Annotated in this window: 12 protein-coding genes; 5 read left to right on the forward strand and 7 right to left on the reverse strand. The window is 71.6% G+C overall.

The features are described from left to right. Window positions 1-4: 4 nt before the first annotated feature. The gene (locus VFR64_18050; GenBank protein ID HET9491646.1) at window positions 5-592 is read right to left on the reverse strand and encodes an SRPBCC family protein; all 588 of its coding nucleotides are present in this window, start codon (window positions 590-592) and stop codon (window positions 5-7) included. Between VFR64_18050 and VFR64_18055 the strand changes: the two genes are divergently transcribed. Continuing rightward, window positions 591-1517, forward strand: coding sequence for a hypothetical protein (locus VFR64_18055; GenBank protein HET9491647.1), 927 nt, complete (start codon window positions 591-593; stop codon window positions 1515-1517). The two genes, VFR64_18050 and VFR64_18055, sit on opposite strands and share 2 nt — an antisense overlap. On the opposite strand, the gene VFR64_18060 is transcribed toward VFR64_18055, so the two are convergent. Then, window positions 1429-2577, reverse strand: coding sequence for a glycosyltransferase (locus VFR64_18060; protein ID HET9491648.1), 1149 nt, complete (start codon window positions 2575-2577; stop codon window positions 1429-1431). The genes VFR64_18055 and VFR64_18060 overlap by 89 nt on opposite strands. 48 nt (window positions 2578-2625) lie before the next feature. Between VFR64_18060 and VFR64_18065 the strand changes: the two genes are divergently transcribed. Beyond that, on the forward strand, window positions 2626-3231 hold the full coding sequence (locus VFR64_18065; protein ID HET9491649.1) for a hypothetical protein: 606 nt from the start codon (window positions 2626-2628) through the stop codon (window positions 3229-3231). Here the strand turns inward: VFR64_18065 and VFR64_18070 are convergent. Next, window positions 3209-4609: an amidase gene (locus VFR64_18070; GenBank protein ID HET9491650.1), complete on the reverse strand. Its 1401-nt coding sequence runs from the start codon at window positions 4607-4609 to the stop codon at window positions 3209-3211. The genes VFR64_18065 and VFR64_18070 overlap by 23 nt on opposite strands. A 346-nt stretch (window positions 4610-4955) precedes the next feature. Here VFR64_18070 and VFR64_18075 point away from each other — a divergent pair, with 346 nt between their 5' ends. Continuing rightward, window positions 4956-5336, forward strand: a complete 381-nt coding sequence (locus VFR64_18075) for a roadblock/LC7 domain-containing protein (GenBank protein ID HET9491651.1) — start codon at window positions 4956-4958, stop codon at window positions 5334-5336. Window positions 5337-5352: 16 nt separating this feature from the next. Here the strand turns inward: VFR64_18075 and tcuA are convergent, their stop codons facing one another. Genes tcuA through VFR64_18095 form a run of 4 tightly spaced genes read right to left on the reverse strand, consistent with a single transcriptional unit; the run spans window position 5353 to window position 10992 of the window. Further along, entirely contained in the window at window positions 5353-6837 is a 1485-nt protein-coding gene (gene tcuA, locus VFR64_18080; GenBank protein HET9491652.1) for an FAD-dependent tricarballylate dehydrogenase TcuA, read from the reverse strand. Window position 6838: 1 nt separating this feature from the next. Continuing rightward, a complete protein-coding gene (locus tag VFR64_18085) occupies window positions 6839-7153 on the reverse strand; it encodes an EthD family reductase (protein HET9491653.1) in 315 nt (104 codons plus the stop codon). Between the two features lie 59 nt (window positions 7154-7212). Beyond that, a complete protein-coding gene (locus VFR64_18090; protein ID HET9491654.1) occupies window positions 7213-8010 on the reverse strand; it encodes a DUF2470 domain-containing protein in 798 nt (265 codons plus the stop codon). A gap of 15 nt (window positions 8011-8025) precedes the next feature. Next, on the reverse strand, window positions 8026-10992 hold the full coding sequence (locus VFR64_18095; GenBank protein ID HET9491655.1) for an ATP-dependent DNA helicase: 2967 nt from the start codon (window positions 10990-10992) through the stop codon (window positions 8026-8028). Window positions 10993-11016: 24 nt separating this feature from the next. On the opposite strand from VFR64_18095, the gene VFR64_18100 reads away from it, so the two are divergent. After that, entirely contained in the window at window positions 11017-11442 is a 426-nt protein-coding gene (locus VFR64_18100) for a PaaI family thioesterase (protein HET9491656.1), read from the forward strand. A gap of 13 nt (window positions 11443-11455) precedes the next feature. Next, the coding region (locus tag VFR64_18105) for a histidine kinase dimerization/phospho-acceptor domain-containing protein (GenBank protein ID HET9491657.1) at window positions 11456-12636 on the forward strand (1181 nt) is incomplete at its 3' end.

Genomic DNA, 12636 nt, shown 5'->3' on the forward strand with positions numbered 1-12636 from the left:
CGGCTCAACGTCCTTCGACACGATCCCGCACGGCCTTCAGCGTCGCCACCACCCCGTCGCGCTCGGCCGCACGGGTGACGAAGGCCGGCAACACGGTGCGCGCGGCCATCGCGTAGGTGAGGAAGCTCGTCTGCCCGCGCGGGTCGATCTGCCAGTATCCCCAGCTGTCGCGGAACAGGGCGTTGGACCGGTCGGCGGCCAGTCGCCACTCGAGCCGGTGCCGGCTGGAATCGGGGTAGTTGGTGACGTGGAAGCCGAACGAGAATGGCCCGACCCCGACGACGTAGCGGACGAGAGCGTGACGGCTGTCGGCCTCGACCACTTCGGCGTCCACGACGTGCGGGTACAGCCCCCGGTGAGCGGGGTAGTCGACCAGCAGCCGCCACACGGCCTCCGCGGGAGCCTGAATCAGGGCGACGCCGGTGCCGCCCTGGGCGGACTGGCCGGCGCCCCCGGGGGGCAGGTGATCGAGCAGGACGATCTCGCGGCGCTGGAGCCGATCGAGCTGGTCGCGCGAGAGCCCGACGGGCTTGGCGTCGGCGCTCCAGGCTGCGACAATGAGGAGGGCCAGAACGAGGGCGCGGTAGGTCATGAACACCTCGGTTTTGAGTTCCGGCGGGAGGGGCGATACGCTCGACCCGGCCAGCGAACGATCAAAGTCTCCCACGGCCCAGGCCGACCTGAAAGCCAAAAGTCGCATTATCGCCCTCCTGCTGCTCCTGACCTGCGCGGCGACGGCGTCCGGCGACGCCGGTGACCGCCACTGGCCCCCCTTCCTGGCGCCGGCCTCGATGTTCTCGGAGGACATCGTGGCCACTGTGGAACGTCTGTGGTCGGCTCCCACCTTGACGCGCACCGTCCAGGGGGACCCGGCCCATGTCCCCTTCGAGCTCTACCTGGCGCTGGTCGATGAGCCGGCAGTGATGGCGGCCGCCGCGCGGCATCTGGGACTGGCCCGGTACGAGGTCGAGGCCATCGACGATGGATGGTACCGGGCGACCGACAACGACGGCGCGCGCGGCGTGTGGCGCATCCTGGCCCGCGGGCCCACCCGGCGCATCGTGCTGTCACGCGGCGAGCACTCCGGCCGGCTGCTGGGCCACATCGGGGGCAGCGCGCTGACGATCCTCGAGCTCGAGCCCCTCGGCGACGGTGTCCAGCCCAGGCTCACCGCCCACGTCCACATCGACAATCGCGTGGCGGCGGCGGTGGCCCGCGTGCTCATCGCGGTGTTCGGCCATCTGGCCGACGACAAGCTCGCGGAGGGCTTCAGGGTCACGGCCGGCGTGGCCGCGTGGGCGGCCGCTCAGCCCGAAGCGTTCTGCGCGTGGCTGGCCGAGGCGCCGATCCCCCAGGCGCGCCGCGCGCGCCTGCTCGACGTGGTGTCCACCTCCACGCCGAACGGCTGCGGCCTGGCCAACGCGTCGCTCACGCCGCCACGTCGTAGCGCCGGCCCCGCCACTCGACCACCCTCCACACGCGAAGCCGGAGCAGTGAGTCCAGGCTCATGGCGATGAGGGCCAGGATCGCCAGCGGCTGCCCGAGCGCGAGCCACGGCGGGTATCCGGCGCGAAGATCCGAGGCCAGCCTGAGCAAGACCGCCGCGGCGATCTCGGCCAGAGGCATCCAGCGCCACAGCGCGCCAGTCCGGCCGAGCGCCGCGCCCAGCCCCAGGATCACCGGGGGGCCGACGAACAGCGCGGCCAGGGCCGCCAGCGCCAGCAGGAGCACCGCGGGCGAGTCGAAGAAGACGGCGAGGAGGTTGCGCGCGTTCGCGCCCCAGAGGTCGCGGACGGTCGCGTAGGGACGACAGCGCAGCAGGCGGGCGCCGTCGAGCAATCGCACCCGGTAACCTCCGGCGGCGAGATGACGGCCCAGGTGCACGTCCTCGGCCAGCGAATCGCGGGCGACGCTGAACCCGCCGCTGGCGTCGTAGACGGTGCTGCGAATAGCGAGGAACTGCCCGTTCAGGGCGGCGCAGCGGACGCGACCCTGGCCGGTGTCCAGCCATGACGGCACGAACACCAGCGCTCCCCAGTTCTGCAGCCCGGCCAGCAGGCGCACGCCCACGTGCGGGCTCTCGTGCGCAGGCACTGCGGACAGCGCGTCGGCGCCCAGGAGGGCCAGCGCGTCCGCCGTGCGGCCGAGGACGTCGGGCGCGGGCACGATATCCGCGTCGGCGAAGACGAGGACCTCGCCCACCGCCTCGGCACGCAGCCGGTGACAGGCCCACGGCTTGCCCGCCCATCCCGGGGGCAGCGGGCCGCCGCGGACGACACGAAGACGGGACCGGCCCGCGGCGGCGGCCAGCGCACGCGCGGCCGTGTCGTCGGCGGAGTCGTCGTCGTAGACAATGACCTCGAAGGTTGGATAGTCTTGGCCTACCCAGCCCGTCACCGACGCTCGGATGCGCGCCGCCTCGTTCCGGGCGGGAATCAGGACGGACATCCGGGGCGGTGGCGCCGACGACCGCATGCGATCGAGTCGGCGCAGCGTCAGGTGATTGAGCAGCGTGTGCAGGCTCAGGGCGGCGAGCCCCGCGCCTGCGACGAGGTGGTAGATGGACAGTGCGGTCATCGCGCGCCCTCAGATGACCGGCCGCGTCGGGAGACCGACGATGGGGTGATGGTCTCTCCGGCGAGGCGCGGACGCCGGCACGCCTCCGAGTGGGCCGTCGTGGCCTACGACCGCGCCTACCGGTGGGTGCACGGGCTCGATCGGCCGGGCGCCAGGATCGGTCCGGCGCTCAGCGTCGAGATCCGGCGCTGCCTGCGACCCCGGACGCTCCCCGATGGCACCCATCTGGGATTCGGTGACCGCGTCGGCATCTGTCACCTCGACAATCCTCGCATCGTCGCCATTCACGGCGACGCTCGCTCGCCGCTGGGCGTCGGCCTCGAGCTCCGCCGGCAGCTTCTCGTCTCCCTGCGCGCGCTGGCGGCGCTGGTGGCGCCCGGCCAGCAACTGAGCGACGTGCGGGCCGTGGCCGCGACCACCATCTTTCACTCCGGGCTGGTCCGGCTGGGCTTCACCGTCGAGCCCGGCCGCCCGGCCTGCCCGCGGCTGGTCGCCGCGTATCAGCGCGCGCTCCTGGCCACGATTCATCCCGGCAGCCGCCGGCGCCCCCGCCCGGCGGCCTATCGCGAGGCGCGGCGGCTGTGGCTCTCCCGCGAGACGCTGCTGGCCCGATATCTGGAGCGGCCGGCGGCTACGTCGGCGGCGCGCCGGTGAACCCGCCGACGAGCCGCTCCCAGGCGCGGCCCACCCGGAGCACCGTCGCCTCGTCGAACGGTCGGCCCACGATCTGCAGACCGAGCGGCAGCCCCTGGGGTGATAGCCCGCACGGCACCGACAGCGCCGGCAGCCCCAGGCCGTTGAAGGGCCGGGTCAGGCGCGAGAACCGCGTCATGTGGGCGATGATCTCGCCGACGGGCGGCCGCGTCACCTCGTCGATGCTCGGCGCCGGCTCGGGAATCGTCGGCGCCAGCAGCGCATCCACGTCCGCGAACACCTCGCCGACGAAGTGGCGGGCCATCCCGGCGCGGAGCCGGAGCGCCTGGATGTAATCGTACGCGGAGATCTGCAGCCCGACCTCCAGGCGGGCCCGGACCACGGGCTGCAGCTCGTGGGGACGCTCCTTCAAGATCTGCACGTGGATGGCGGCGCTCTCGGCCCGGCTGATCACGCCCGTCACGTCGGCCACCGGCGCGGGGTCCGGCACACGCAGGCGAACCAGACGCGCGCCCGCTTCGGCCAGCCGACGGGCGGCCTCCTCGACGGCGGCGGCGACGGCGCCGTCGATGCCGTCGAAATAGTAGTTCTCCGGCACGCCCAGCCGCACACCGGCCACGCCGCCCTCGAGGCCATCGAGGTAGTCGGGCACCGGGCGACGACTCGATGTCCCGTCCTCGGCGTCGTGCCCGGCGATCACCTGCAACAGCACGGCGGCGTCCCGGACGGTGCGGGTCATGGGGCCGAAGTGATCGTTCGACCACGAAAGCGCCATCCCTCCGGCGCGGCTCACCCGGCCATAGGTGGGCTTGAACCCGACGATCCCACACGCGGCGGCCGGCAGCCGGATCGAGCCCCCGGTGTCGGTGCCGAGCGCCCCCAGCGCGAGCCCAGCGGCGACCGCCGCGCCCGATCCGCTGCTCGAGCCGCCCGAGCAGTGGCCGACCCGCCAGGGGTTCTGCACGTGCCCGTGGTGGGCGTTGTCCCCGAAGGGGCCCAGGGCCAGCTCCGACATGTTGAGCTTGCCCAGGGTGACGGCTCCGGCCGCGCGCAGGCGCGCCACGGCCGTGCACTCGCGCTCGGTCCGGAAGTACTCGGCGGTCTGCGTCCCGCAGGACGTCGGTAGCCCGGCGACGAAGCAGAGGTCCTTGTAGGCCAGCGGCAGGCCGTGAAGCGGTCCTCGCCAGCGGCCCGACGCCAGCTCCGCGTCCCGCTCTTTGGCCGTGGCCCGTGCGCCCTCGGCGTCGAGCGTGATGAAGGCGCGCAACCGGGAATCGAGGCGGGCGATCCGAGCCAGGCACGCTTCGACCAGCTCCAGCGAAGAGATCCGGCGAGCCTGCACCGCCGCGCTCTGGGCTTCGAGCGTCCAGTCCGTCATCACGCGGGCTCCGCAGGCGACGGGGCCGAGCTCGCCGACTCCAGAACCACCTGGAAGCGCGCCGGCTCTTCGGCTAGAGCGAGATCACCAGCCCAGCGCTCGATGGCGCCGGCGAGATAGGCCAGGTCGATCGCGAGCGTGGGATCGCGTCGCGGAGCCTCCACGGCCAGGAAGGATACGCTCGCCGGCGACGGGATTCCATCGAGGTCGGTGACAACTTGAGCGGCCCATGACACCCTGTCATGTCCGGGTGGCGGCGCGGCCGCGAACCCGGCGTCGCCGCATCGTTTCCGTCGGTAACCGGTTTGGCCGGGAAATTGAATGCGTTGCCTACGCGGAACGCGTGATGATCCCGCCCACCGCCGCCAAGCCCAGCCTCGATCTCGATCTGATGCTGGCCGACCTGGCCCGCCTCGAGCACGTCCAGGGCGGCCTCGTGATCTCCCCGGACGGCCGGGTCATGGCGATCCACCTGCCCCGTGAGCTTGCCGTCGAGCCGCTGGCCGCCATGGCCACCACGCTGGGACGTGATCTGGAGCTGCAGGAGCCGCCGATACGCCGGGGGACCTTCATGATGGCCCACGTCGCGACCGGCGACGGGACCGTGTTCGTGTGCGCCACGCCCGTCGGCTTCATCGTGCTCCTCGCCGACCCCGAGATGAATCGCAAGGCCGTCCGCCACGCCCTGATCGCGGCGATGCAGGCGGTCCGGCCGGCCTGCGCCTGAACCGACTCGCCCTGCCCTAGCCTCCCAGCGCGGCCTTCGCCGCGGAGCGCCCCGCGATGCGCCCGAAGACGGCTCCGGCCATGAGCCCGGCCCCGCCCGGATAGTTGTGATAGAAGAGACCACCCACCAGTTCCCCGGCTGCGAACAGCCCGGGGATGGGGCGCTCCTCGCAGTCGATCACCTGGGCCTCGCTGCCGATCCGCAGGCCCCCGAACGTGAACGTGATGCCGGTGGTGACCGCGTAGCCCACGAACGGTGGAGTATCCAGCGGCTGCGCCCAGTTCGACTTGGGGGGTGTGATGCCGCGGGTGGCCTTACCGTCCTTGACGGCGGGATTGAACTCGCCCGGCTGCACGGCGGTATTGAACGCGCGGACGGTGCGCACGAACCCCTCGACGTCGATCTCGAGCTTGCGGGCCAGCCCTTCCAGCGTGGGGTCCTCGGCTTTGGTCACCTCCCGGATCCGGTACTCCTCGCGGAGCAGCGACACCACCTTCTGGTCGAAGATCTGGAACGCGGCGCGGCGGGGCTGCTGGATCACGGCGCGACCGTACTTCACGTAGGTGTAGTTGCGGAAGTCGGCGCCCTCGTCGACGAAGCGCTCGCCCCGCAGGTTGACGATGATCCCCAGCGGGTACGAGTGCTTCTGGAAGTTGTCGCCCACTTTGCGGTCCCCGTGCCAGGGCGCGTTGAGGTCCCACTGCACGGCGTGGCAGCCGCTCCAGTGGCCCCAGGGGACGGCGTTGGCGTCGAGGGCCATCCGGATCGCGTCACCCGTGTTGTACGGGGTGCCGCGCACGCGCGCCAGCTCCCAGTTCGGGCCCAGGTACCGCGTGCGCATCTCGGCATTGGCCTCGAACCCGCCGGCGGCCAGCACGACCGCGCGGGCGCCGATCGTCTCGGTGCCCTGCGGCGTGCGGATGACGACGCCGGTGACGCTGCCGCGGTCGTCGGTCACGAGCCGGGTCGCCTTGGCCTCGAAGCGCACGTCGATGCCAGCCTTGGCGGCGGCGGCGTACTCCATGTCGATCAGGCCGGCGCCCCCGCCCACCGCCTCCAGCACCATGCCGCCCCAGAACCGGAACCGGTTGCCGATCTTGTAGGCCTGGCGGCCGAACATGGGGATCCAGCGGATGCCGATGTCCCGCATCCACTGCACCGTGGGCAGCGATTGCCGCACCAGGAGCAGGCCCAGGTCGGCGTCGGCGCAGTCCTCGGTCACGCGCATCAGGTCGTCGTAGTAGGTGTCCTCCGTGTACGGGTCCACCTCCATGGCGGCCACTTCCTGGTCGGACAGGTCGCCGACCAGCGCGCGCAGCTCCTGGAAGGACTTGAAGGCGAAGCGAAAGCCCCCGGCCGTGAAGTACGAGTTACCGCCCCGCCAGGCCTCGGGGGCTTTTTCCAGCACCAGGACGCGGGCGCCGTGCTCGCGCGCCGACAGCGCCGCGCAGAGCGCGGCGCTGCCTCCACCGACCACGATGACGTCGGCCGCCCTGGCCACGTCAGCTCACGATCTCGCTGATCTGGATCTGCGGCGGGATGTCCGTGTAGTTCGCGACGTCGGCCATGAGCTCCTTGCCGTGCTGGCCCATGCCCTTCTGGAAGTTGGCGAGCGCGTCGAAGTAGATGTGGCAGGCGCCCACGAACGGCGCCGGGCTGCCGGGCGCCCCACCGGCCATGCCTTTGTCGACCTCGTACCGGATCATGCCGAAGGGCGTGAGCCGCTGGGCGACCAGCGGCATGTGCTTGTCCTTGTAGTAGGCGTGATCGAACTTCTTGCCCGCTTCGTTGGGGTAGAGCACGCTGATCCGGATCATCGCTGCCTCCTCGGCGGGTGTCAGTGTGACGGGTACGCTAAGCGCCCGGCGCGAGCCTGTCAAGAACTGGAGGGGGGCCGACTGGCGCGCGCCTGTTGCAGCATCTCGATCAAGACGGCGCGGGCCTCGGCGGCCGTGGTGACCTCCCGGGGAAAGGCGACGCGCACGCTCCAGCGTCGGGGGCCGCGACGCAGCCGCAGCTTGAAGCCCAGACGGTCGAGGGAGGTCATGCTGGCCTCGTCGGCCTCCGTGCCGGCGAAGAAGCCAGCATAGAGCCGCAAGGCCTCGGCGTGATCGCGGTTCATGTGCTCCAGGATTCCGCCCGCCACGTCGGCCAGCGGGTCCGGCCGTGCGGCGCCGTACTCGCCGGCGCTCACCCAGCCCATGGCGCCGAACCCGGCCACGAAGTAGACGTCGCGCACCTCGAGGCGCCACAGCGCGAAGTCGGGAAACTCCGCCCAGGAGCGGGCGGGGGGATGCCGCGTCAGGTAGATCTCCCGGTCGGCGCGCTCGCTCGTCGGGACCTGCGTGACTTCACCCATCAGCGTCACCCGCCCTCCGGCCAGCGGCTCGGCTGGCGGGTCGGGCTGGGTGACGAGCAGGCTCGCCCGCGCATCGGCCGTGAGGTTCTGCGTGTGGACGGCCATCGAGGAGATGAGCACGAGCGGCCGGCCGGCGGGATCGAGCGCGTAGGGCATGAGCGAGGCGAACGGGTGACCCGGGTGCTTGCGCGACAGCGTGGCCAGGGTCCCGGTGCGCGCCTGGGCCACGAGCGTCCGCGCCCGCTCGGCGAACGTGGGCTCGGGGACGGGCGGTCTGTCGGTCTGGGCCGCCGGTGGCCCGGCGTGGGAGCTCAAGTCCGGACTCCTTCCCTACTCGCTGGTGGCGGTGAAGGGGCAGATCTGGTTGTAGGCGCAGGAGCGGCAGGCGCCCCAGGACGGCGTGGCCTCGAAGCGGCGGGTCCGGATGCCGGCCGCAGCCGTCTTGACCGCGGCGATCGCCTCCTCGGTGTCGCCGGCGGTGGGCGTATGGCGCCCCACCACGTTGGCGTCGATGAAACGCAGCTCCACGCGCTGGGGCAACTGGCCCGTCATCTCCCGCCAGGCCAGCGCGTACATCTTGAGCTGGAGATTACCGGCCACCCGACGGTCCGCGTCCTTCTGCCGGGTCACGTCGCTCGTCTTGTAGTCGATGATCACCGCGCCCAGCAGGTCTTCGTCCACCCGGTCGAAGCGCCCGCGCACGCGATCGGGCCCGAGCGTGAAGCCGAACTCCTTCTCCACCCACGTGGGCTTGACGCCGTCCGCCTCCTCCTGGTGCCAGAAGCGCCGGAGCGCCTCGCGACCGGCCGCCTTGCGCGCCTCCTCGTGCTCGCGGGTGAGGAAGCCCTCGGCCGGCTCGCTGGCCCCGGGACGGTCGCGCAGGATGTCCTCGCCGGCCCAGGCGCGCTCGTAGACGGCCAGCAGATCGTCCAGCGGCGTGTAGTTGCCGACGGCACGGCGCCGCAGGTAGTACTCCACGACCTTGTGGACCACCGCGCCGTAGGCGACGGCGTGGTGGCGGCGGATCGGGATCCGCTTGACGTGGATGTTCTGGTACTTGAGCGGGCAGGTCTGGTAGTCGTCGATCTGCTTGTGGCTGAGCACCAGCTCGCTGTCCGGGGGCAGCGGGCCCAGGGCCGCGTCCTCGCCGACGGCCGGCGGGCCGAAGCGCTCGATCTCCTCCACGGCGCGCGCCTTGACCGGGTGGGCCGCGTCGCGAGGCAAGTCGAGGGCCTCCAGCACGAACTGGCTCACCTTGCGCGGCCGGCCTCCGCCGTAGTCGCCGGCGCTGGTGAGGTAGAGCTCCCGCCGGGCCCGCGTCATGCCGACGTAAGCCAGCCGGCGCTCCTCCTGCAGGTGATGATCGCCGGTGGGCAGCGCATCCTTCATCAGCTCCACCGGCAGCTCGAGCGCGTCCCGGCGGCGCCGCGAGGGAAACTTGTCCTGGACCAGCGTGACCAGAAAGACGACGGGGAACTCCAGACCCTTGGCTTTGTGGACGGTGAGCACGCGCACCGCGGGCGTCTCCACGTCGGCCTCGGCCACGGCGGGATCGTCCCCGGCCTCGATCAGCGCGTCCAGGTGCTTGACGAACTCCCGCACGTTGTCGTAGCGCAGGGCCTGGGAGGCCGAGCGGACGCGATCGAAGAACTTCGCGATGTTCTTCGTCTCGGCCACGTCGCGCGCGGTCTCGGCCCGGTACATGCGGGTGAGCCAGCCGGAGTCCTTGATGAACTGGTAGAGCACCTCGCCGGTGGGCACCTCACGGGCCAGCTCCATGTAGCGCTCGAGGTCGGCCACCAGGTGGCGGATCGCCGCGTGGCCGGCCTCGCCGATCTCGTCGCGGAGCTCGCGGATCTCGGCCGTCCGCCGGAGCACGTCGAACAGGTGGACGTGCCGGCGGTCGGCGTGGGTCGAGCAGCGGGTGAGATCCACGATGGGCACGTCGTAGAGGTCGGACGACGCCAGGTAGTGCAGGCTCACCGATTCGTCGGTGTGCACGAGCGAGCGCAGGAACGCGATGAGCAGGCGGATCTCCGGCCGGCCGTACAGCCCGGAGTTGCCGGAGAACGTCCAGGGCACGCCCTTGAGGTTCAGGGAGCGCAGGAACTGGTCGGCGTCGTCGTTGGACCGCACGAGGATGGCGACGTCGTCCGGCTTCCAGACCCCGGCGGCGACCCGCTCGCGGATCAGCTCGGCCACGGCGTCCGCCTCCTGCGTGCCCGTCTCGAAGTGCCGGTGGAGCGGCGCCGGTCCCGGCGGCTGGTGCACGGCGACCAGGCGCTTGCTGATGCCGCTGCGCACCTCCAGGCGGTCGGGGTTGTTGTGAGTGATCAGGCGATGGGCGGCGTCGAGGATCGACTGATGCGCCCGGTAGCTCTCGGTGAGGACCACCTGGCGCGCCTCGGGATAGACCGTTTGGAAGCCGAGCACGTTGGAGATGGCCGCCCCGCGCCACCGATACACTGCCTGGTCGTCATCGGCGACGACCGCCACGTTGCCGTGGCGCGCGGCCAGGAGCTTCACCAGCTCGAACTGGGCGTGGTTGGTATCCTGGAACTCGTCGACCAGCACGTACCTGAAGCGCCGCTGATACCCGCTCAGCACGTAGGGCCGCGCGCGCAGCAGGCGGAGCACCAGCACGATCTGGTCGCCGAAGTCCACGTACCCGTGCCGGGCCATCAGCTCCTGATAGCTCGCGTAGGTGGCCGCCAGCTCCCGCTGCTGGCTGGCGCGCTCGCGGGCCGCCTCGAAGTCGTCGGCCGCCGCCGCGGCCCTGGCCAGGTGCTCGGCGTGGGCCTGGTATTCCTCGGGCGCGAGGTCCTCGTCCTTGCAGCGACTGATCAGCGTGATCAGGGCGTGGATGTGCCGGGTGGGATCGCCCAGCGGCCGGTAATGGCTGAGGGGCAGCTCGAAGAGACGGTCGCGCAGGAAGATGATCTGCTCGGCGCGGTTGAGCACGCGGAAGTCGGGGGTGAGCCCGATCTCCAGGGCGTGCTCGCGGAGGATGCGGTCGCCGAACGCGTGGAACGTGGCGATCTCGACGTCGGCGTAGCCGTAGGGCACGAGCGTGTCGACACGCTCCTCCATCTCGGCGGCGGCCTTGTCGGTGAAGGTCAGGGCCAGGATCTCCTCGGGACGGGCCCGGCGCGCGGCGATGAGCCAGGCGATGCGGCGCGTGATGACGGTGGTCTTGCCGGTGCCGGCGCCGGCCACGATCAGCAGCGGACCGGCATCGTGAGTGACGGCCGCCCGCTGACCCTCGTTGAGGCCTTCGAGGATGCGGTCGGCGGCCATGCCGCCTCGACTATACTACGAGCCGTGGCGGACGACCTCGTGGCCACCGTCCGTGAGCGCGCCCGACGCAACCGCTTCTGGGCCCACCTGGGCGTGCAGGTGGACGACGCGCGGGAAGGCTGGGTGCGGCTGCGCCTGGCCGTCCGCGACGACCTCTGCAACGATACCGGCGCCCCGCTGCACGGCGGCATCTATTCCGCACTGGTCGACATGGCGGTGGGCGGCGCCCTGGGCACCTACGCGGCTCCGGCCAGCGGCGGGCTCGATCAGACCACGCTCGACCTCAACGTCAGCTTCCTGGCCGGGATCCGCGAGGGCGAGATCGTGGCCGAGGGCGCCATTTTGAGGAAGGGCCGCACCATCGCCTTCGGGGAGGCCCGGATCACCGACACCGCCGGCCGACTGCTCGCGATCGGCCGCGCCACCTACATGCTCCTCAGCCGGACGTGAGCCCGTCGCCGGCATGCAGGCCACCATCCGCCGGAAGCTCGTCCTCCTCAGCCTTCTCATCCTGGTCGTCGTCTCGTTCGCCTTCACGCTGCTCAACCACGCCATGTCCCGGGCGTGGGTGGAGGAAGACCTGCGCGAGCGCGCCGTCAATTTCGCGCGCGAGATCGCCGCGACCATCGGCGATCGGCGCGAGTTCGAGAGTCGTTTGCTCCTCGAGCGCCAGATCCGCGACATCATGGCCGTCCGCCAGAACGTCCTGCAGCTCGACGTGCTGGACCTCGACGGCGGCCGAGCCCGGGTGGTCGCCACCAGCCACCCGGAGGTGCGCCTGCCCCTCACCCGCAAGGAAACGGAGCAGGTCCGCCGTGGTCGCGTCGTCTCGCGCCTGATCCACGAGGCGTCCGGGCGCTACTGGGAGGTCCTGGCGCCGGTCACGCTGGGTGAGTCGGTGGCGGGAGCGGTGGCGGCCAAGTTCTCGCTGGACCGGGCCGACGCGGTGGCCGCCCGGGTCAGCCGGGGCGCCCTCGTCCTCACCGCCGTCTCGGTCGTGGTGATGGGGCTGCTGATGAGCCTCGCCGTTCACTTCGTCGTCGACCGCCCCTTGCGCCGCTTTCTGCACACGATCGACCGCGTCCGGCAGGGCGACACCCGGGTGGCGCTGCCGGTGACGGGCGATGACGAGTTCGCCGTGCTGGGCCGGCAATTCAACGAGATGGTCGTCCGCATCCGGACCTTCAACGACGACCTCCAGGCCCGGATCGAGGAGGCGACGCGTCAGCTCCAGGCGCGCTATCGGGAAGTGGAGCGGCTCAACGAGCAGCTATTCGCGATGCAGCGGAGCCTCAGCCACGCCGAGCGGCTGGCGCTCTCCGGGCGCATCGTGGCCGAGATCGCTCACGAGGTCGGCACGCCCCTGCACTCCATCGCCGGCCACCTGGAGCTGCTGCGTCAGGACGTGACCGCGGGCGCGCCGCCGGAGGCCACCACCCGGCGACTCAACGTGGTCGAGGGTCAGCTGGCGCGCGTCACGGAGATCATCACCCAGCTCCTCGACCTCACCCGTCGCCCGACCGGCGAGGCCGCCTCGGTGGACGTCAACGGTCTCGTGCGCGAGACCATCGAGCTGGTCCGCCCGGGGCTCGGCGCCGCCGGCCTGAGCCTGGGCCTGAGCCTGAGCCCGGGCCTGCCACGCGT

The sequence above is a fragment of the Candidatus Methylomirabilota bacterium genome (assembly GCA_035709005.1).
GTDB lineage: Bacteria > Methylomirabilota > Methylomirabilia > Rokubacteriales > CSP1-6 > 40CM-4-69-5.